Genomic DNA, 19,120 nt, shown 5'->3' with positions numbered 1-19,120 from the left:
GTATATGTAAAGTTTACGCAGTCTTTTCATTACTAATATTGGAAAATATATTGGGATACAGGTATGTTTTCTTGACATGAAACCCCGGCCAGCGGTTAAATGGGTACATATTCTGTCTGCTATTGGCAAAATAAAGAAAGGCAGAACTTTTACAAGAATGTAAGGAAGTGGACTAATGAAGATTGTTTTTTTTGATATAGATGGAACCTTGCTTGACCATGATAAGAAACTCCCTGATTCTACAAAGGCAGCGATCAAAAAGCTTCAGGAAAATGATGTTTTCGTGGCAATCTCGACCGGCAGGGCCCCATTTATGTTTGAACACTTGCGTGAAGAACTCGATATTGACACCTTTGTCAGCTACAATGGCCAATTTGTAGTTTTCCAGGGAGAAGCGATATATAAAAATCCTCTTTCCAGGGAACAGCTTAAACAGCTGCATGGCGATGCCGAAACGAACAATACACCAATCGTTTTCATGAATGATAAAACAATGAAGGCAAATGTCCGGCATGACGAAAGAATCGAAATTTCATTAGGGACACTTCATTTTCCACACCCTGAAAAGGATGAGACGTTTTACCACGACAGGGATATTTACCAATCTTTATTGTTTTGCAATGAGAATGAGGAAAGCAAATATGTGGGGAAATATGAAAAGTTCCGTTTTATCCGGTGGCATGAATACAGCATGGATGTCCTTCCTGTGGGGGGCTCAAAGGCAGAGGGCATCAGAATTTTAATCGAAAAGGCAGGCTTTGCCATGGAAGATGTTTACGCTTTTGGGGATGGATTAAATGATATTGAAATGCTCGAAACGGCAGGGACTGGTATTGCCATGGGAAACGCAACGGAAGCAGTTAAGAAATTTGCCAACCATGTGACTGATGATGTCGATAACGATGGGATTTATAATGGCTTGAAGCATTTTGGCCTAATTTAAGGGGCAGACTCATAAGGGTCCGACCCCATCGGCCCTTTTACATTAGCTCTTCATATCGAAGAACATCTGTAAATGTCCTTGTGGGTCTGACCCTTGTTTCCTAAGTCGGCGGCTTCCATTATCTCTCGATTGCGATAGCGTCCCCCGAGATGGTAAAGGGGTTCTCCTGGGAAATATGGTCATAAAACATGATGCCGTTCAAGTGATCGATTTCGTGTTGAAACACAATTGCCGGCAGACCTTTAAGTTTTAGGGTGATTTTTTCGCCTTCCAATGTGGTACCGGACAATTTTATTCTGGCATGACGCGGCACATAGCCGGGAACCATACGGTCGACAGACAGGCAGCCTTCCCCGGCAGTCAAATATGATTTTTCCACGGAGTGGCTGATAATTTTAGGGTTAAATAGCGCATAGCTGTAAAGTATGCCATCATGATCTTTCACATGAACCGCGATCATTCTTTTTGAAACATTGATCTGGGGAGCGGCCAGGCCAATTCCTGGCCGCAAGCCGTGTTTTTCGGCCATTTCAGGATCCTGGCTGTTTTTGACATATTCAAGCAAACCAGCGAGGATTTCTTTGTCTTCCTTTGAAGCTGGAAGCTGTACTTCCTCTGCTGTTTTGCGGAGGGCAGGGTGCCCTTCCCTGATGATATCTTTCGTTGTAATCATGATTGCACCTCGAAATTCACAAGATAATATATTATGTAGTCTACCAAATCAGGCCCCAAAAGTAATCCGGGAGATTTGCAAGAACAGGCCGATTGCAATTTTTGACACAAATCGGCCACCTGGATAAAGCTAAAGATTATCGATGCTATTAGAAAAGACGATTACGATCAATAATTTTACGGGTATACAAAAGAAAGCGGCCTATGTTAAAAACTCCAGCACGCACCGACGATAATTAATAAAATGAATAGCACGATGATTAAAGTGAAGTTTCTGCCGCGTCCAAATCCGCAATACCCATGACCGGCAACCGGGTAGCAGCAGTCATAACCGGAATAAGGGCTTCCCTGGATGTTGCTGCCGTAAACATTTTGATACATACGGGATTCCTCCTCGAGTTTTTCATTCCTTTAGGAACGACTCCCTACAGCCTATGCTTTGTATTGAGTGTTGTATAGGCTATAGCCCAACAGTTTTTATATATTAAAATTTCCAGAACACAAACAGATATAGTATGGATTAGCCGGGTTTTGACAAATTATGAAGTTTGTCTCCTATTGTCAAATACTTCGGCTTTCCATTATAGTAGTAAATGTGAACAAATGGGGGGAGTTATCAGTGTTGAAACAACTAAGCCTAGCAGCTATTCTTTTATGTTTTACTTTTTTTATTACAGGATGCAGTGCGTCACCCGAAGAACAAATCCACACCATTCTTGAGGAAGCGGTCCAGAAAGAAAATGCGTTTGAAGAACAGCAAGGACCCATTACCGAGTCGGAAAAAAAGGAAAAACAACTATATGAGCAAATCATTGGCTTGAGCATGAAGGAATTTGACCAGATCGTGAAACTTTCCGATCAAGCGCTGGCCAATATTGAAGAACGTGAGAAACTAATAGAAAAAGAACATGAGAGCATAACTGAATCGGAAGAAGAATTTAATAATATTAAGGATCAAATCGGCGAAATAGAAGATGAAGAAGTGAAGCAGCGTGCGGGAAAGCTTAAGGAAACGATGGAAAAAAGATACGCAGCACACGATGACTTGTATAAAGCCTATAAGGAAAGCCTAGCTCTCGATAAAGAACTGTACGGGCTATTCAAACAGGAAGATTTGAAAATGGATAGGCTCCAGGAGCAAATCAACAAAATTAACAAATCCTATCAAAAAGTATTGGATGCAAATGAAACGTTCAATAAAGAAACAGAACGGTACAATAAAGAGAAAGAAGCATTTTACAAGAGCGCAGATATTAAGGTCGAAGAAAGCTCCGATAAAAAATAAACCAGGCAAAGTCCTAACAGGACTTGCTTTTTTTTTTTCAATATACAACAGCACATTGTGGGATTTTCTTTTCTTCTATAATAACCTTTAGGGATTGGAAGATGATGATTAAAGGAAAAACCGTTTGGATACCCTTTATCAGGAGAGGAAAAAATTATATTAAATTAACTCTTCAAGGCAGATATTCATTTGGAAATGAGAATTTTGTAATACAGTTTTATATTTATTGTATAACAGATGTGAAATCGGGGGTTGTGTATTACGTCATATAAAAACGCTGCCAATGTTGTAAAATTAAAGATCATAGTATTTGACGAATAGGTATTTGTTAGGTAAACTAAAAACGGAATAAAGCATTGTACTATTTAATTTTCTGGTTAAATTGATACAGACGATCATTTAAATCCGGAAAATGCCTGCATGTTTCACTAATTTTTTATTGTGGAAAATATAAACTGGCGTCCATATCGGCCCTTTGAATATTGGGAAAAATGCTTTATGGAAAATATAACCTTTTAATTGAAAGGATGAGGTGGCACAAGATGGCTTCGAAAACAAAAAAAGCTCAATTTGATGTCAAAAAACAGTTTGAGGCTGTGGCAGAGCAGTTCCAGACACTTCAAGTTTTAAACGAAGAAGGCGAGATTGTCAATGAAGCGGCAATGCCTGACTTAAGCGATGAACAGCTCCAGGAATTGATGAGGCGCATGGTGTATACACGGATTCTTGACCAGCGTTCTATTTCTTTAAACCGGCAGGGCCGGCTTGGTTTCTATGCACCAACTGCAGGCCAGGAGGCTTCGCAATTAGCATCCCAGTTTGCTTTGGAGAAGGAAGACTTCATCCTGCTCGGATACCGTGACGTCCCGCAATTGATCTGGCACGGGCTGCCTTTATCCCAGGCATTCTTATTTTCAAGAGGCCATTTCAAAGGAAACCAGATTCCAGAAGGCGTTAATGTTATTTCTCCACAAATCATCATCGGAGCCCAAATCATCCAGGCTGCAGGTGTTGCGCTTGGAATGAAGAAAAACGGTGCAAAATCGGTTGCGATTACATATACAGGTGACGGCGGTGCTTCACAAGGGGACTTCTATGAAGGCCTGAATTTTGCGGGAGCATTTAAAGCGCCTGCAATCTTCGTTGTACAAAACAACCGTTTCGCAATCTCAACACCGGTTGAAAAGCAGTCCGCTGCACAGACAATCGCTCAAAAGGCAGTGGCTGCAGGTATTCCTGGAATCCAGGTTGATGGTATGGATCCGTTAGCTGTATATGCAGCCGTCAAGGATGCCCGGGAACGTGCGATAAATGGGGAAGGGCCAACATTGATCGAAACATTGACTTACCGTTATGGGCCTCATACAATGGCAGGCGATGATCCGACACGCTACCGCACCTCCGACCTTGATAATGAGTGGGAACAGAAGGATCCGCTTGTTCGCTTCCGTAAATTCCTGGAAAAGAAAGGATTATGGAGCGAGGAGCTCGAAAATGCAACAATCGATCAGGCGAAAGATGATATTAAGGAAGCAATCAAAATTGCGGATGAAACGCCTAAACAAAAAGTAACCGACCTAATGGAAATCATGTACGAAGATATGCCTTACCACTTGAAAGAACAATATGAAATTTATAAAGAAAAGGAGTCGAAGTAAGCCATGGCTCAAATGACAATGATTCAAGCAATCACTGATGCATTGCGCACAGAACTCCGCAATGACGAAAAAGTGCTGATGTTCGGGGAAGACATTGGCGTAAACGGCGGTGTATTCCGCGCAACAGAAGGATTGCAAAAAGAATTCGGCGAGGACCGTGTATTTGACACGCCGCTTGCAGAATCAGGCATTGGGGGCCTAGCGATCGGTCTTGCCCTTACCGGTTACCGTCCGGTACCGGAAATCCAGTTCTTCGGGTTCGTTTTCGAAGTAATGGATTCGATTGCAGGACAAATGGCCCGCATGCGTTACCGTTCTGGAGGTCGATATAATGCTCCGATCACGGTACGTTCTCCGTTTGGCGGAGGTGTACATACTCCGGAACTGCACTCAGATGCACTGGAAGGGCTGATGGCACAATCTCCCGGACTAAAAGTAGTTGTTCCATCCACTCCTTATGATGCTAAAGGATTGCTGATCTCTTCTATCCGTGACAATGATCCGGTTATCTTCCTTGAGCACTTGAAATTGTACCGCGCTTTCCGCCAGGAAGTGCCTGAAGAGGAATATACAATCGAAATCGGCAAGGCAGATGTTAAGCGCGAAGGAACTGACCTGTCCATCATTACTTATGGAGCAATGGTCCACGAATCCTTAAAAGCGGCGGAGGAACTCGAGAAGGAAGGCCACTCGGTAGAAGTAGTCGATCTCCGTACAATCCAGCCTCTGGATATTGAGGCGATTATTGCTTCGGTAGAGAAGACAGGCCGTGCCATTGTGGTACAAGAAGCCCAAAAACAGGCAGGCGTAGGTGCGCAGGTTGTTGCCGAAATCAATGACCGGGCTATCTTAAGCCTAGAAGCACCTGTTCTGCGTGTGGCTGCTCCTGATACCATTTATCCTTTCTCCCAAGCAGAAGGTGTTTGGCTGCCGAATTTCAAGGATATTATCGAAACAGCGAAAAAAGTATTAAACTTCTAAGCATGTTTGAACGATCTGCTTAACGGCTTCTATGATGGCTGTTAAGCAGTTTAGTTATATGGAATTCGCATGCTTAAAATCTAGCAGCCCGGAAAAAAGACTTTTTTGTTGTAAGTATATATGATTGAATAATAGGAGGTTGAATCCATTGGCATTCCAATTTAGACTCCCTGACATCGGAGAAGGTATTCACGAGGGTGAAATAGTAAAATGGTTCATAAAACCAGGGGACAAAGTACAGGAAGACGATGTGCTTTGCGAGGTTCAAAATGATAAGGCCGTGGTGGAAATCCCATCACCGGTTGAAGGTACTGTTGAAGAAATACTGGTACAAGAAGGTACAGTAGCTACAGTCGGCGATGTCCTTGTCACTTTTGACGCTCCAGGGTATGAGAACCTGCAGTTCAAAGGCGACCATGCAGAGGAAGCGGCTGACAACAAAACAGAAGCCCAAGTACAGGCTACTGCAGAAGCCGGCCAGGAAGTGAATAAGGAAGAGGCGCCTGCACAGCAAGCAGCTGGCGCAACGGGAGCGGGTGCTGCACCTCAAGCTGAGGTCGATTCAAACCGCCGCATCATTGCCATGCCTTCAGTGAGAAAGTATGCACGCGAAAAAGGTGTCGAAATTCGCCTGGTAGCAGGTTCCGGTGACAATGGCCGGATCATGAAGGAAGACATTAATGCGTTCCTGTCTGGCGGAGCAGCACAGCCTGTACAAGCCGAAGCTGCCGAAACGCAAGCTGCACAGGCTGAAGAGAAGGCGGCAGCAAAACCGGCTGCAGCAGTTCCAGCAGGCCAATATCCTGAAACCCGTGAGAAAATGAGCGGAATCAGAAAAGCGATTGCAAAAGCGATGGTGAATTCCAAACATACTGCACCGCACGTTACATTAATGGATGAAGTGGACGTGACCAAATTGGTCGCTCACCGCAAGAAGTTCAAGGAAATCGCAGCATCAAAGGGAATCAAGCTTACTTTCCTTCCTTATGTGGTAAAAGCCTTAACCAGCGCATTGCGTGAATTCCCTGCTTTGAACACATCCATTGATGATGCAGCAGGTGAAATCATCCATAAGCATTATTTCAATATCGGGATCGCTGCAGATACTGAAAAAGGGCTTCTAGTTCCGGTCGTCAAGGATGCGGACCGTAAATCAACCTTTGCTATTTCCAATGAAATTAATGAACTTGCAGGAAAGGCCCGTGACGGGAAACTTGCTCCTGATGAGATGAAGGGTGCTTCTTGCACTATTTCAAATATCGGTTCTGCAGGCGGTCAATGGTTCACGCCAGTCATCAACCATCCTGAAGTTGCCATCCTTGGAATCGGCCGCATCGCGGAGAAGCCAATTGTACGCGACGGTGAAATAGTTGCCGCTCCAGTCTTGGCATTATCACTAAGCTTTGACCACCGTATTATTGACGGTGCCACAGCACAAAATGCATTAAACCACATCAAGAGATTGCTTAACGATCCAGAACTATTGTTAATGGAGGCGTAATAACATGGTAGTAGGAGATTTCCCAATTGAAACAGATACTATAGTCATCGGTGCAGGCCCTGGCGGATATGTTGCCGCAATACGCGCAGCACAGCTTGGCCAGAAAGTGACAATCGTAGAAAAAGGGACTGTTGGCGGGGTATGCTTGAATGTCGGATGTATTCCATCAAAGGCCTTGATCTCTGCGGGCCACCGTTTTCATGAAGCTGGATCCTCAGAAGAAATGGGGATAACAGCAGAAAACGTAAAGGTTGATTTTTCAAAGGTACAGGCATGGAAAGGGTCTGTGGTAAACAAGCTTACAGGCGGTGTTTCCGGCTTATTAAAAGGAAACAAGGTTGAAATCGTAAGCGGGGAAGCATATTTTGTAGATGCGAACACTTTGCGCGTAATGAGTGAAACATCCGCACAAACCTATACATTCAAAAATGCAATCATTGCTACAGGTTCAACACCTATTGAACTGCCTGCTTTCAAATATTCAAAGCGCATTATCAATTCTACCGGTGCACTTGCTCTTGATGAAGTTCCTTCGTCAATGGTAGTGATCGGAGGAGGATATATCGGAACCGAGCTGAGCGGAGCTTACGCTAACTTTGGTACAAAGATCACAATCTTGGAAGGTGCAGATGAAATCCTTGCCGGTTTTGAAAAGCAAATGTCTGCTCTTGTCAAGCGCAACCTTAAGAAAAGGGGTGCGGAAATTGTAACGAAAGCCTTAGCGAAGGGCGTAGAAGAAACAGAAAACGGCGTAGTCGTAACTTATGAAGTCAAAGGCGAAGAAAAGAAAGTCGAAGCGGATTATGTTCTAGTAACAGTTGGACGCCGCCCTAACACCGATGAATTAGGCCTTGAACAGGTCGGCATCAAAAAGACTGACAGAGGCTTGGTCGAAACCGATAAGCAATGCCGTACAAGTGTTAGCAATATCTATGCAATCGGAGACATTGTCGAAGGGCCGCCGCTTGCTCACAAGGCTTCCTATGAGGGTAAAATAGCAGCTGAAGCAATTGCCGGACATGCTTCCGAAATCGATTACCTAGCCATCCCTGCGGTTGTATTCTCTGAGCCTGAACTTGCTTCTGTAGGCTATACTGAACAGCAAGCCAAGGAAGAAGGAATTGAAGCTATTGGGGCAAAATTCCCGTTCGCCGCAAACGGCCGCGCTCTTTCCTTAAACAGCGCCGACGGATTTATGAAGCTCGTGACACGCAAGGAAGACGGACTGGTTATCGGTGCGCAAATCGCGGGACCTGGGGCAAGCGACATGATCGCTGAGCTTGGATTGGCTATTGAAGCAGGTATGACTGCAGAAGATATTGCCATGACGATCCATGCCCACCCTACATTGGGAGAAATCACTATGGAAGCTGCCGAAGTTGCTTTGGGAAGTCCAATCCATATCATTAAGTAATACATTTAAAAAGCACACTTACCGAAAAGGTAGGTGTGCTTTTTTCAGGTTTAGCCTCATCAAATCTCCTGTACAGGCATATATATGATTCATTAATGGAAAAAGTTTTTTCGAAATCCATCCTGGACAGGTCCTTTCAAAAAAGTCTTCAAAAAGCGTTTACGGGCTTGTGGTTGGGTTATAAAATGAATAGACCACTGGCAAAGTGAGGCTGTATACTTTGAAAAGTTATATTGTATTCCTCTTTCAAATCATTGTCTGGAGCGGGTACACCCTGGCGGAATGGCTGTCATCACACGACCGCTTAATGTTCAAAGTTATCATGTTCATGGTATTTTGCTATTTTGCAGCCTACATTGGCAAAACGATCCTGAAGTCAAACAGGGGAACGATACTGGTCACTTGCACAAGTCTCCTTAGCTATGCATTATTGCAGCTGTTGTTTAACAAATACCTGCCTCAATGAATAAAGCAAGATTATTAGTAAACAGATTGATTGTTGGCCACCTTACTCTATTACTGACGAATCTCTTTTACAACAAACATATTGCTTGCGGGGTGACTAACCTGAAAAAAATATGGATCGTAACCGTTTTATTTTGTATGTTCTTAACAGGTTGCAACGGGGAGACTGCTTCAACGGAGAATCGGAATGGAGAAAAAACCGAAAAGCAGGAAGCTGGGAACGAAAACGGATCAAGCGAGGAAAAAATAAAAGGGCAATTCGATAATAACGGGTCAAAAGAAAGGCAGGAAGAAAATAAACAAGCGCGGCCGGCGATGAAAAATGAACGGCCTAAATACCGCATCAATCCTGCAAACTGGTCTGTCCATCCTATAGAAAGTGCGGATGCACAGGTTGTGCTTTTGACCTTTGATGATGCCCCTCATGAATATTCTTTAACCATTGCAAACACATTAAAACAACACGGTGCCAAGGCCATTTTCTTTGTAAACGGGCATTTCATCGACACAGAGCCGGAGAAAGCCGTTTTGAAGAAAATTCATGAAATGGGTTTTGCGATTGGGAACCATACCTACAGTCACGCCACACTTAAGGGTTTGAGTGAAGATGAACAGGCGGCGGAAATTGTAAAATTGAATGACGCAGTGGAAGCGATAACCGGGGAAAGACCGAAATTTTTCAGGGCGCCATTCGGGATGAACACCGATTTTTCGAAACGACTGGCCGCCAAAGAAAATATGCTTGTCATGAATTGGACATATGGTTACGATTGGGAAAAGGAATATCAAAACAAGGCGGCTCTTGTGGATATCATGGTGAACTCGCCATATTTAAATAGTGGGGCGAATTTGCTTATGCATGACAGGAAATGGACAAGTGATGCTATTTCAGGCATTATCAAGGGGCTGAAACGGAGAGGGTTTGAAACTGTTGACCCTGCCCTTATTGAAACACCTTGAAATCAAAACTTTGTGCTTTTGTGTCAAAACCGGCCGTATTTTCGGCCGGTTTTCTACTTCCGAGGGTAGTAATACATGACCCGTTGATTAAATAAATGAAGTTCCCCTTTTAGTTTTTTTGCGAGAAACTTGCAAAATTCATTTGCCTTGCCTTTATCCCCAAATGTAGATGTTTCGGGGAGGGTGATTTGTATATATGTCTGGATTCTTTCATTTTGTGACTCGTCGAATGCTTTTTCTTGGTCTATTCCTATTAAAATTAAATGATAGCCATCTGAGGCCGATTGTAAATACATCCACCTGCCCCCGGAATCATCGGTTTCTTTTATTTCATAGGGAAATGCGCGGTTTTCATAATTCCACGCCAATTGGCTTCCAGTCTTCGAGGTGATTTCCTTGTAATAGGCAAACAATTCTTTCACTTCCTCAAGTGTTACCGTTTCTTTATCCGAACCTGGAACTAACTTAATATAAGCTGTTTCTGCCATAATCAATCCCCTTCCAGATATTCCATGTATCCGTTTTCATTCTAGCATTGTTTAAAAAGGGCTGGCAACAAGAATCAAAAGGCTTGTCAGTTGAAATATACAATTAATTGAATTATAATAATATTCAAACAATAAAAGGGGGATCGTATGGAACTATTCGAAAAATTGTATGATGAGAATGAGACAGTCAAGGTCCGGTTTGTCGGGTTTACGGGAGGCGAAACGAGGTTTGACTTCGGAATCGTATACACGAATATGTTCTTTGGAAAGCCTTTGGTCGTTTGTATGCAAACAGGCCGTTCGACCCTCCTGGAATTAAAGGATATTCAAGACCTGGATTTTCTGCAGGCCGCTTTTAAGATTAATTACGCCGATGCACTGGAACTGGCAGAGTTTTTTAAAGAGACGCTGCCAGAGGTTCCGTTTCAATCTCAATATGAATAATAAAAAGGCCGTATGGCCTTTTTATTATTCATAATTACAGAATTTATGACATACTTTTAATAAAACTATATAAATCTTGTAAATAATTTTTTTAATGTGACATACAAAATAGGCTTGAAATATTAATTGTGTTATATTATTATAGAATCAATAAGATAAAGCGTTTTCATTGAGTGCTTCTAATACTTTTTATTATTAGAAAGGGGAATGGAAAATGGGTACAATCGTATGTAAACACTGCAATGACACAATTGATCATTTTGAGGATGAAAAAGTAAGCGTTCTCTATTCTCAATGTGGAAGCTGTCCGGAAGATGTCACTGAAGAATAGGATAAATTGTCAAAAAGGCCGACTTTCACAGTCGGCCTTTTTCTGTTTTTTATTTAATTGCTTTAAATTCCTTGATTACCCGCAGGAACTTGAGGTCACTGTCTTCAGGTCCCTGTACAGGCAAGCCTACTTCCAGGTTTTTCTTGATATATTCAACATTATCTTTATTTATGATTTCCCCCGGTATGAAAATGGGGATTCCCGGCGGATATACCATGATGAATTCAGCAATGATCCGTCCTACTGAATCATCTATAGGAACGATTTCGGTGTCGGAATAAAACGCATCACGGGGTGACATCGCCAAGGATGGAATGTTAGGGAGCAGCACCTGTGTTTCAGCTTTTTCTTCATCGCCAATATATTTGCGGAACTCTTCGGATAAGTTCTTCAAGGCGTCAACCAATAAATCGGCCTCTTTTTTTGTGTCCCCTGGCGTGACAATACATAGGATGTTGTACAAATCCGACATTTCAACCTCGATATTATATTTCTCCCTTAGCCATTTTTCTACATCATAACCGCTTATCCCGACATCCTTGACGGAAATGATCAGCTTGGTCGGATCCAGGTCATAGGTCGCCTTGGTTCCGAGAATTTCTTTTCCGACACAATACAGGTCAGGGATTTTGTTTACTTCATCACGGATATAATCAGCAAGTGCAATCGTCTGTGAGATTAATTCCCTGCCTTCAGTTGCAAGCCTTTTTCTTGCAACGTCAAGAGACGCCAGCAAAAGATATGATGTGGACGTGGTCGTTAACATGCTTAGTATGGATTGGACACGCTGCACAGAGACAAGCCCTTCCCGCACATTAAGGATGGAGCTCTGGGTCATGGATCCACCGAGCTTATGTACGCTTGTGGCTGCCATATCGGCACCTGCTTCCATTGCGGACATTGGCAGCTCATCGTGGAAGTGGATATGTACGCCATGCGCCTCATCAACCAATACTGGTACATCATAAGAGTGGGCGATTTCTACGATTTTTCTTAAATCTGCTGATATGCCAAAGTACGTCGGGTTGATGACCAGCAATCCTTTTGCATCCGGATGCTGTTCAAGTGCATGTTCAACAGATTCTGTAGTAATCCCGTGCGAAATGCCAAGGTTTTCGTCTATTTCAGGATGGATAAAAATAGGGACAGCCCCTGAAAACACGATTCCGGACATGACGGATTTATGCACGTTCCTCGGAACAATGATTTTATCCCCAGGTCCGCAAACAGCCATAACCATCGTCATGATTGCTCCGCTTGTACCCTGGACGGAAAAAAAGGTATGGTCCGCGCCGAACGCTTCAGCTGCCAGGTCCTGGGCTTGCTTGATAATGCCCTTTGGCTGATGGAGGTCATCCAATGGAGCAATATTGATTAAATCGATGGCTAACGCGTTATCGCCGATGAATTCGCGGAATTCAGGGTCAATGCCGGTTCCTTTTTTGTGTCCGGGAATATGGAATTGGACAGGGTTTTTTTTAGCATGCTGGATTAAACCAGTGAACAAGGGTGTATCATTTTGAGACAATTCTTCGTAACACCTCTTTTATTTTTTATTTACTATTAATAGTATAATGTCTAGCTACAGCGCCCAGCCTCTCGCTTGCCGCACGATGTCACCAAAAAATCAAAGTTTTTTGACCGAAGCCTTCAGGGAAAAACATTCTTTCTGCTGACGTCGGCGTTAGCAACAGCACTTGAAAAGCTTTAGTCCATGCTTACTAGTTTTCCTGCGCAGTTCGTCTTATGCCTCTCTCACTTGCACACGGATGTAAGTTAAAGATTTTTTTGGCTGCCAAACGTTTGGTGGACGCATACCTTGTGTTAACGTCAATGTTAGCCACGGACGTGGCAGGGATTAGCCGACGTTCCTAACAGCGCTTCCGATTTTCTAACAAAACAAATGAATTATAGCATCAATGGTAGTGTTTGCAAAGAAATTATTTTTTACAACGGAGCATGACATATAAATTTAGTTTAATATATGAATTTAAACTAACCGCCTACCATATATTTTTCGGCTCTATCATAAGAACGATAGTGTCACATGCTTCTCAGGAAAGCTGAATGGGACAGGCCAACTGAACACAGGTGAAAAAGCTTGCCTGCTCCTTGGCCTGTGCGGTTTCGCTGTAGTAGAGCCAAAAACTCAACAATATTGCTAATTTGATTTTCTAAAGAGAATTGAGAGAAAATTCTGGTTTTCTCATCCTGGATTATTTAGACTGGATAGAGAAGGATTATATGATAGGGAGGGGAAACCTAATGGATTGGAATACCAGGGTTACAGAACTGCTTGGCATTCAATATCCGATAATTCAGGGAGGGCTTGCGTATCTGGCATATTCAGAGCTTGCCGCTGCCGTCTCGAATGCAGGCGGACTGGGGCAGGTCACCGCAATGAGCCTCAAGGATCCCGGGCAGCTGCGGGAAGAGATCCGAAAAACAAACAGGATGACAGACAAACCGTTTGGCGTAAATTTTGCAATCGGACAGTATAACCGGACATACGCCGATTTCGTGGAAGCCGCACTCGATGAGGGAGTTTCCGTTATCTCGGTAACAGGCGGGAACCCGGCTCCCTTTTTTGAGCTATTGAAAGGAACAAATGTCAAGAAGCTTGTTTTGGTTGCGGCCAGAAGGCAGGCAGTAAAAGCGGAGGAATTAGGGGCCGATGCAGTTATGGTTGTCGGGCAGGAAGGCGGCGGCCACTTAGGAAGGGATGATATCGGCACGACAGTTTTGATTCCGCAGGTGGTTGATTCAGTGTCAATTCCAGTGATCGCTTCAGGTGGATTTGGGGATGGCCGCGGGCTGATGGCAGGCTTATCATTGGGGGCAGAAGGCATAGAAATGGGAACAAGGTTTATCGCCACAAAAGAATGCGTTGATGCCCATGATATCTATAAACAAGCATTAATAAAGGGGACTGAAACGGATACTGTCGTCATAAAACGAACGCTCGGCGCCCCGGCAAGAACGATTTCCAATTCCTGGACAGATAAAATCCTTGAGATGGAAAAAGAACAAGGCACGTATGAGGCATTGAAAGATTACATAAGCGGTGAAGCGAATAAACGGTATATCCACGATGGCGAACCGGATAATGGATTTGCCTGGGCAGGACAGGTGATGGGATTGATTCATGATGTTCCGACGGTGGCCGAGCTTTTTGAAAGGATGATAATAGAAGCGGAAGCTATCCGGGAAAAATGGGCAAGGTAACAAATGCAGCGTATAAAGAATTATCACGACATGCCCCAAATAAAATCGCAAGCAGGTGATGATTGATGGACTATCAATATCCAATGGAAATGGATTGGACGACCGAAGAAATCGTCGATGTAATCCGTTTTTTTGAAGCAGTCGAAAAGGCGTATGAGAGCAAGATCCAAAAAGTGGAGTTGATGTCTGCCTACCGGCGGTTCAAGGAGATTGTACCCGGAAAGGCTGATGAAAAAAAATATACGGATGAATTCCAGCAATCAAGCGGCTATTCCGCCTTTTTGGTCATGAAGAAGGCAAAGGAAATGTCTGACGGTGAATCTGTTTCCATGAAGTAATTTTTTATTTTTCAGAAATATTTCTTGACAGGGAATATTGAAAAGTTTTATGATGTTAAATAAGAAAATGATAAAACGGCGTTGAAGAAGAATAGTAGCTTTACGGGTGCAATTTTAGAGAGCCGGTGGTTGGTGAGAACCGGTTTGTACCGTATTGTGAATGGGCTTCCGAGCTCCAAACCGAAACCCATCAGGAGAGTAGGCTTTGGCGAACAGGTCTCATCGTTACAAGAGGCAGGCATTCTTTTTGGATGCTGTTTAAGTGAGCTTTTTATGCTAATAAAGGTGGTACCACGGGTTCCTCGTCCTTTGGATGGGGGCCCTTTTTGTGTTTTTTTAATAAAGATAAATCGCGAACCGCAGGAGCAAGTAACCTTTTTAGATTCGTTAAAGAGAGCCGGGTAGCTGGGAACCGGCACGATATAATAGGGCGAATGGACTTGCGGGAGGCTCCCTGAACAATAAGTAGTGGAGCACGGAACCCACCGTTAACGGGATAAGGTATCAGACTTTGTCTGTACCTGACAAAGTGGGAGGGCATATGAAGCAAGGCCTTCCAACAGGGGTGGCACCGCGGTAAATGAATCGTCCCCTGCAAGCAGGATTTTTCTGTTTGCAGGGGATTTTTTTATACGGAAAAAAGGAGAAGTGATAGATGTGAATAACAAATTATTATCCAGAGTGGAGACGCTGGAAGGGGATACCCATACCCCTGTCTCCCTGTTTCAAAGGCTGAAAGGAAAAAAGAAATTCCTCCTCGAAAGCTCAAATAAGCATGAAGGAGACGGCCGCTACTCTTATTTGGGAAGCAGCCCCACTGTTGAAATTCTGGCATCAGGAAGCGAGATTACTGTCATCGATTTGAAAAACGATGAAGAGAAAATGGTTCAAGGCAAAATCATCGATTTCTTAAAACATGAAATCTTAGCCGAAACGGACAAAGATTTGCCATTCCCGTTCCATGGAGGGGCAATCGGATTTTTCGGTTATGATGTGATCCGCCAATATGAAGAAATCGGCACGGTCCCTTCTGATGAGCTGGAAATGCCGGACGCACACTTCATGGTTTTTAGGGAACTGGTCGTTTTCGACCATGCCCGTCAAAAAATCCATTTGGTTGTGCTTGATGAAAAAGAATCAGAGCTAACAGGCCGTATGGACACGTTGAAGAAGCTGCTGGAGGCAGAGACGCCGGTTTCCGGACTTGAGAAAGGTTCCTTGATCTTCAAGCCATCCGTAACCAAATCACGGTTTGAAGAAATGGTGGAAGAAGCAAAAGAATCAATCATTGCCGGTAAGATTTTTCAAATCGTGCTTTCGCAGCGCTTCACTTCCGAATTTCATGGCAGCCCATTCGAGGTCTACCGAAGGCTCCGGGTCAAAAATCCTTCACCATACATGTTCTATCTGGATTTTGAACGATATGCGGTGCTTGGCTCCTCTCCTGAAAGCATGATGAAGGCAAGGGGCAGGACGGTGACCCTGAATCCAATCGCGGGTACAAGGCCTCGCGGAAGCAATGAGGAAGAGGATCATTTAATGGAAAGAACACTGTTATCGGATGAGAAAGAAATCGCGGAACATCAAATGCTTGTAGATCTAGGAAGGAACGACCTTGGGAGGGTAAGCAAGGTAGGTTCCATCGATATTACTTCCTCTATGGTGATTGAACGCTATCAATATGTCATGCACTTAGTGTCAGAAGTGTCAGGGGAATTGCTTGACGGCATAACCGGACTTGATTCATTGGCAGTGTGCCTGCCTGCCGGAACCGTGTCAGGGGCTCCAAAAATTGAAGCGATGAATATTATCAACAGGCTCGAAAATGTAAAACGAGGCCTTTATTCAGGGGCAATCGGCTATATTTCTTTTAACGGTGACCTGGATATGGCCCTTGCAATCAGGACAATGATCATTAAAGATAACATTGCTTATGTACAGGCCGGAGCGGGAATTGTGTATGATTCCGTTCCCGAAAAAGAATATGAGGAAACGATTAATAAAGCGAAGTCGCTAACACTGATGGAGGAAGCCGAACATGATTTTGTTAATTGATAATTATGATTCATTTACTTATAACCTTTATCAATATATGGCCGAGCTGAATGATGACATTTTGGTCAAAAGAAACGATGCCGTCACATTGGAAGATATAGAAATCCTGAACCCGGAAGCTATCATCATTTCCCCGGGGCCTGGCCGGCCTGAAGAAGCGGGCATTTGCATCCCTTTGATCCAGCGGTTTTATGAATCGGTGCCAATACTCGGTGTGTGCCTTGGACACCAGGCAATTGCCGCTGCTTTTGGAGCGGAAATCATACAGGCTAAGCGGATATGCCATGGGAAAACATCGCCAATCACGCACAATGGCCAAGGGCTTTTTGAATATCAGCCCCAGCCTCTTGAGGTAATGAGATACCATTCATTGGTGGTGGACCGAAATACAGTTCCTCCAGAATTTGAGATTATGGCAACCGATATGACGGATGGTGAAATCATGGCCATCCGGCATATTTCACTGCCGGTGTACGGGGTCCAGTTCCACCCGGAATCCATTGGGACAAAATCAGGGAAAAAATTATTGCATGAATTTATCAAACAGGCTGGGAGGCTAAAAGACAATGAAATTATTTCTGGAAAAATTAACGGATAGAACGACGCTTTCTGAAGAAGAAATGACGCTTGCGGCTGAGTCCTTATTTTCTGAAGAAATATCGGACAGTGAAATTGCGGCCTTTCTGATTGCCCTTAAGTCGAAAGGCGAATCTTCCGATGAAATTGCAAACCTTGTACAGGTGCTGAGGAAAAAAGCGCTCCGTATCACGCGCAGGTTTGATGATGTTATGGACAACTGCGGAACAGGCGGGGATGGGTCGCAAAGCTTCAACATCAGTACGACATCAGCTTTTGTTATCGCAGGAGCCGGCATCACAATCGCAAAACATGGTAACAGAAGTGTTTCCAGCAAGACAGGAAGCGCCGATGTACTTGAAAAGCTAGGGGTTGATTTACAGGCAGGACCTTCTGAGGTGGAAGAATTATTAATCGAAAACGGGATCGCTTTCTTATTCGCTCCGCATATTCACCCAAAAATGGCCAGGATCATGAAAATCAGGCGTGAATTAAAAATAGCGACCGTGTTCAACTTAATCGGCCCGTTGACCAATCCTGTGGAATTGACATCACAGCTGCTTGGGGTTTACCGGCAAGATATGCTGGAGCCCTTCTCCAAGGTGCTCCATTCCCTAGGAAGGAAAAGAGCGGTTATTGTGAACGGGGCAGGAAATATGGATGAAGCAAGCCTTCAGGGCACAAACAATCTTATATTGCTGGATAACGGGAATACCAAACGCTTCACCCTCCACCCCGAAGAAGTAAACCTTCCTGTTTATGACAATCAGGCCATAAGAGGAGGAGATGCTGCGGAAAACAGCCAAATCCTGTTGAACGTGTTAAAAGGAAAAAAGGGGGCATACCGAGATACGGTATTGCTGAATGCCGGTGTCGGGATTTTCACAAATGGCAAGGCAGAGACGATTCAAGAGGGAGTCGCTCTAGCGAAAGAAAGCATCGATAGCGGAAAAGCTTTGAATAAATTGGAAACACTTATTTCTTATAATCGAACTAAAAGCGGAGTGATTTAAATGGGAGATATCTTATCGAAGATTCTGGCTCATAAAGCAAAAGAAGTAGCTGTTCTAAAGGAGAGCGGGTACATGATGAGTAATGAATATGCCAGAGAATGCAGGTCTTTATTCAACGTGATAAAGCATAACCCTACAATCGACATTATTGCGGAAATCAAACGGGCATCCCCTTCCAAGGGAAATATTTCTCTGGATGTCATCCCTGCCCGGCAGGCCGCCATTTATGAGTCGAATGGTGTAGCAGGGATATCCGTTTTGACGGATTCCGAGTTTTTCAAAGGCTCGTTTTCAGATTTGGAGGCCGTGCGTGCTGCTGTGGGCGTTCCGCTTCTTTGCAAGGATTTCATTATTGATGAAATCCAGATCGACCGGGCGAGGAAAGCAGGGGCGGATGTGATTCTGCTGATTGTCGCAGCCCTTAGCGCCGAAAGGCAAAAGGAACTCTATCACTTCGCAAAGGGCGTCGGCCTTGAGGTAATAACCGAGGTGCATAACGAGCACGAACTGGAACGTGCGGCGGGCATGGGGGTGGAAATGATCGGGATCAACAACCGGAATTTAAAGACATTCGAAGTCGATTTGGCAGTCACGGAAAGGCTTGCGAAAGAACTTGGCAAGTCATCAAGTGCCCTGATAAGCGAGAGCGGGATGAAGACGAAAGAAGATGTGCTCCGGGTAAAATCGGCCGGTGCCGATGCCATTCTCGTAGGTGAAACCTTTATGAAAAGCGATGACCTGGCAAATAAATTAGTTGAATTTCAACTGTGA

The 19,120-nt window shown here is 44.0% G+C and carries 20 protein-coding genes and 2 other annotated features; of the genes, 16 read left to right on the top strand and 4 right to left on the bottom strand.

Features of this window, described 5'->3' with window-relative positions:
* Positions 1 to 175: 175 nt before the first annotated feature.
* The gene (locus D0466_RS11930; protein WP_117322803.1) at positions 176 to 943 is read left to right on the top strand and encodes a Cof-type HAD-IIB family hydrolase; all 768 of its coding nucleotides are present in this window, start codon (positions 176 to 178) and stop codon (positions 941 to 943) included.
* 118 nt (positions 944 to 1,061) lie between these two features.
* On the opposite strand, the gene def is transcribed toward D0466_RS11930, so the two are convergent.
* Positions 1,062 to 1,616, bottom strand: a complete 555-nt coding sequence (def, locus tag D0466_RS11925) for a peptide deformylase (protein ID WP_199484548.1) — start codon at positions 1,614 to 1,616, stop codon at positions 1,062 to 1,064.
* 206 nt (positions 1,617 to 1,822) lie between these two features.
* Positions 1,823 to 1,996: a YjcZ family sporulation protein gene (locus tag D0466_RS11920; protein ID WP_117322801.1), complete on the bottom strand. Its 174-nt coding sequence runs from the start codon at positions 1,994 to 1,996 to the stop codon at positions 1,823 to 1,825.
* 238 nt (positions 1,997 to 2,234) lie between these two features.
* Here D0466_RS11920 and D0466_RS11915 point away from each other — a divergent pair, with 238 nt between their 5' ends.
* The 7 genes from D0466_RS11915 (at position 2,235) to D0466_RS11885 (ending at position 9,879) form a co-directional block, all read left to right on the top strand.
* Entirely contained in the window at positions 2,235 to 2,900 is a 666-nt protein-coding gene (locus tag D0466_RS11915) for a YkyA family protein (protein ID WP_158555893.1), read from the top strand.
* Positions 2,901 to 3,442: 542 nt separating this feature from the next.
* Positions 3,443 to 4,558 (top strand): pyruvate dehydrogenase (acetyl-transferring) E1 component subunit alpha, encoded by a 1,116-nt coding sequence (pdhA, locus tag D0466_RS11910; protein WP_117322799.1) that lies wholly within the window; start codon positions 3,443 to 3,445, stop codon positions 4,556 to 4,558.
* Positions 4,559 to 4,561: 3 nt separating this feature from the next.
* Complete coding sequence (locus D0466_RS11905) at positions 4,562 to 5,539, top strand: alpha-ketoacid dehydrogenase subunit beta (protein WP_117322798.1); 978 nt, start codon at positions 4,562 to 4,564, stop codon at positions 5,537 to 5,539.
* Between the two features lie 148 nt (positions 5,540 to 5,687).
* Positions 5,688 to 7,040: a dihydrolipoamide acetyltransferase family protein gene (locus D0466_RS11900; protein WP_117322797.1), complete on the top strand. Its 1,353-nt coding sequence runs from the start codon at positions 5,688 to 5,690 to the stop codon at positions 7,038 to 7,040.
* 4 nt (positions 7,041 to 7,044) lie between these two features.
* Positions 7,045 to 8,454 (top strand): dihydrolipoyl dehydrogenase, encoded by a 1,410-nt coding sequence (lpdA, locus tag D0466_RS11895; protein ID WP_117322796.1) that lies wholly within the window; start codon positions 7,045 to 7,047, stop codon positions 8,452 to 8,454.
* 220 nt (positions 8,455 to 8,674) lie between these two features.
* Positions 8,675 to 8,920: a hypothetical protein gene (locus tag D0466_RS11890; RefSeq protein ID WP_117322795.1), complete on the top strand. Its 246-nt coding sequence runs from the start codon at positions 8,675 to 8,677 to the stop codon at positions 8,918 to 8,920.
* Positions 8,917 to 9,879, top strand: coding sequence for a polysaccharide deacetylase family protein (locus D0466_RS11885; RefSeq protein ID WP_233522625.1), 963 nt, complete (start codon positions 8,917 to 8,919; stop codon positions 9,877 to 9,879). The genes D0466_RS11890 and D0466_RS11885 overlap by 4 nt, the downstream gene beginning before the upstream one ends.
* A gap of 53 nt (positions 9,880 to 9,932) precedes the next feature.
* Here D0466_RS11885 and D0466_RS11880 read toward each other — a convergent pair whose 3' ends face one another.
* Positions 9,933 to 10,367, bottom strand: coding sequence for a DUF1885 family protein (locus D0466_RS11880; RefSeq protein WP_199484547.1), 435 nt, complete (start codon positions 10,365 to 10,367; stop codon positions 9,933 to 9,935).
* Between the two features lie 147 nt (positions 10,368 to 10,514).
* Here D0466_RS11880 and D0466_RS11875 point away from each other — a divergent pair, with 147 nt between their 5' ends.
* Positions 10,515 to 10,811, top strand: coding sequence for a DUF3055 domain-containing protein (locus tag D0466_RS11875; RefSeq protein WP_117322794.1), 297 nt, complete (start codon positions 10,515 to 10,517; stop codon positions 10,809 to 10,811).
* A 214-nt stretch (positions 10,812 to 11,025) separates the two neighbouring features.
* Entirely contained in the window at positions 11,026 to 11,142 is a 117-nt protein-coding gene (locus tag D0466_RS11870; RefSeq protein ID WP_117322793.1) for a GapA-binding peptide SR1P, read from the top strand.
* Between the two features lie 49 nt (positions 11,143 to 11,191).
* Here the strand turns inward: D0466_RS11870 and D0466_RS11865 are convergent, their stop codons facing one another.
* On the bottom strand, positions 11,192 to 12,670 hold the full coding sequence (locus D0466_RS11865; protein WP_117322792.1) for an aminotransferase class I/II-fold pyridoxal phosphate-dependent enzyme: 1,479 nt from the start codon (positions 12,668 to 12,670) through the stop codon (positions 11,192 to 11,194).
* A 737-nt stretch (positions 12,671 to 13,407) separates the two neighbouring features.
* Between D0466_RS11865 and D0466_RS11860 the strand changes: the two genes are divergently transcribed.
* From D0466_RS11860 to trpC, 6 genes are all read left to right on the top strand, one after another.
* Positions 13,408 to 14,367: an NAD(P)H-dependent flavin oxidoreductase gene (locus tag D0466_RS11860; RefSeq protein WP_117322791.1), complete on the top strand. Its 960-nt coding sequence runs from the start codon at positions 13,408 to 13,410 to the stop codon at positions 14,365 to 14,367.
* A gap of 65 nt (positions 14,368 to 14,432) precedes the next feature.
* Positions 14,433 to 14,705 carry a UPF0223 family protein gene (locus tag D0466_RS11855; RefSeq protein WP_117322790.1) on the top strand — a complete coding sequence of 91 codons (273 nt, stop codon included), beginning with the start codon at positions 14,433 to 14,435 and terminating at the stop codon, positions 14,703 to 14,705.
* Between the two features lie 72 nt (positions 14,706 to 14,777).
* Positions 14,778 to 15,018: a binding site (T-box leader), on the top strand.
* A 38-nt stretch (positions 15,019 to 15,056) separates the two neighbouring features.
* Positions 15,057 to 15,301 (top strand) — a binding site (T-box leader).
* A gap of 13 nt (positions 15,302 to 15,314) precedes the next feature.
* Positions 15,315 to 16,760, top strand: a complete 1,446-nt coding sequence (trpE, locus tag D0466_RS11850; RefSeq protein ID WP_407675634.1) for an anthranilate synthase component I — start codon at positions 15,315 to 15,317, stop codon at positions 16,758 to 16,760.
* Positions 16,744 to 17,358 carry an anthranilate synthase component II gene (locus D0466_RS11845; RefSeq protein ID WP_117322789.1) on the top strand — a complete coding sequence of 205 codons (615 nt, stop codon included), beginning with the start codon at positions 16,744 to 16,746 and terminating at the stop codon, positions 17,356 to 17,358. Before trpE ends, D0466_RS11845 begins: the two co-directional genes overlap by 17 nt.
* Positions 17,327 to 18,349 carry an anthranilate phosphoribosyltransferase gene (trpD, locus tag D0466_RS11840; RefSeq protein WP_117322788.1) on the top strand — a complete coding sequence of 341 codons (1,023 nt, stop codon included), beginning with the start codon at positions 17,327 to 17,329 and terminating at the stop codon, positions 18,347 to 18,349. Before D0466_RS11845 ends, trpD begins: the two co-directional genes overlap by 32 nt.
* Positions 18,350 to 19,120 carry an indole-3-glycerol phosphate synthase TrpC gene (trpC, locus tag D0466_RS11835; protein ID WP_117322787.1) on the top strand — a complete coding sequence of 257 codons (771 nt, stop codon included), beginning with the start codon at positions 18,350 to 18,352 and terminating at the stop codon, positions 19,118 to 19,120.

The organism is Peribacillus glennii (assembly GCF_003429105.1).
GTDB lineage: Bacteria > Bacillota > Bacilli > Bacillales > DSM-1321 > Peribacillus > Peribacillus glennii.
The sequence above is the reverse complement of the archived record's forward strand: the minus strand, read 5'-3'. Positions and strand labels throughout refer to the sequence as shown.

What these genes read in the sequence shown, in the direction of transcription:
- D0466_RS11920 (WP_117322801.1), bottom strand. Translation starts at nt 1,996, where the DNA reads ATGTATCAAAATGTTTACGGCAGCAACATCCAGGGAAGCCCTTATTCC.
- D0466_RS11855 (WP_117322790.1), top strand. Translation starts at nt 14,433, where the DNA reads ATGGACTATCAATATCCAATGGAAATGGATTGGACGACCGAAGAAATC.
- lpdA (WP_117322796.1), top strand. Translation starts at nt 7,045, where the DNA reads ATGGTAGTAGGAGATTTCCCAATTGAAACAGATACTATAGTCATCGGT.
- trpD (WP_117322788.1), top strand. Translation starts at nt 17,327, where the DNA reads ATGAAATTATTTCTGGAAAAATTAACGGATAGAACGACGCTTTCTGAA.
- pdhA (WP_117322799.1), top strand. Translation starts at nt 3,443, where the DNA reads ATGGCTTCGAAAACAAAAAAAGCTCAATTTGATGTCAAAAAACAGTTT.
- trpC (WP_117322787.1), top strand. Translation starts at nt 18,350, where the DNA reads ATGGGAGATATCTTATCGAAGATTCTGGCTCATAAAGCAAAAGAAGTA.
- D0466_RS11885 (WP_233522625.1), top strand. Translation starts at nt 8,917, where the DNA reads ATGAATAAAGCAAGATTATTAGTAAACAGATTGATTGTTGGCCACCTT.
- D0466_RS11845 (WP_117322789.1), top strand. Translation starts at nt 16,744, where the DNA reads ATGATTTTGTTAATTGATAATTATGATTCATTTACTTATAACCTTTAT.
- D0466_RS11875 (WP_117322794.1), top strand. Translation starts at nt 10,515, where the DNA reads ATGGAACTATTCGAAAAATTGTATGATGAGAATGAGACAGTCAAGGTC.
- D0466_RS11860 (WP_117322791.1), top strand. Translation starts at nt 13,408, where the DNA reads ATGGATTGGAATACCAGGGTTACAGAACTGCTTGGCATTCAATATCCG.
- D0466_RS11870 (WP_117322793.1), top strand. Translation starts at nt 11,026, where the DNA reads ATGGGTACAATCGTATGTAAACACTGCAATGACACAATTGATCATTTT.
- D0466_RS11905 (WP_117322798.1), top strand. Translation starts at nt 4,562, where the DNA reads ATGGCTCAAATGACAATGATTCAAGCAATCACTGATGCATTGCGCACA.
- D0466_RS11930 (WP_117322803.1), top strand. Translation starts at nt 176, where the DNA reads ATGAAGATTGTTTTTTTTGATATAGATGGAACCTTGCTTGACCATGAT.
- def (WP_199484548.1), bottom strand. Translation starts at nt 1,616, where the DNA reads ATGATTACAACGAAAGATATCATCAGGGAAGGGCACCCTGCCCTCCGC.
- D0466_RS11880 (WP_199484547.1), bottom strand. Translation starts at nt 10,367, where the DNA reads ATGGCAGAAACAGCTTATATTAAGTTAGTTCCAGGTTCGGATAAAGAA.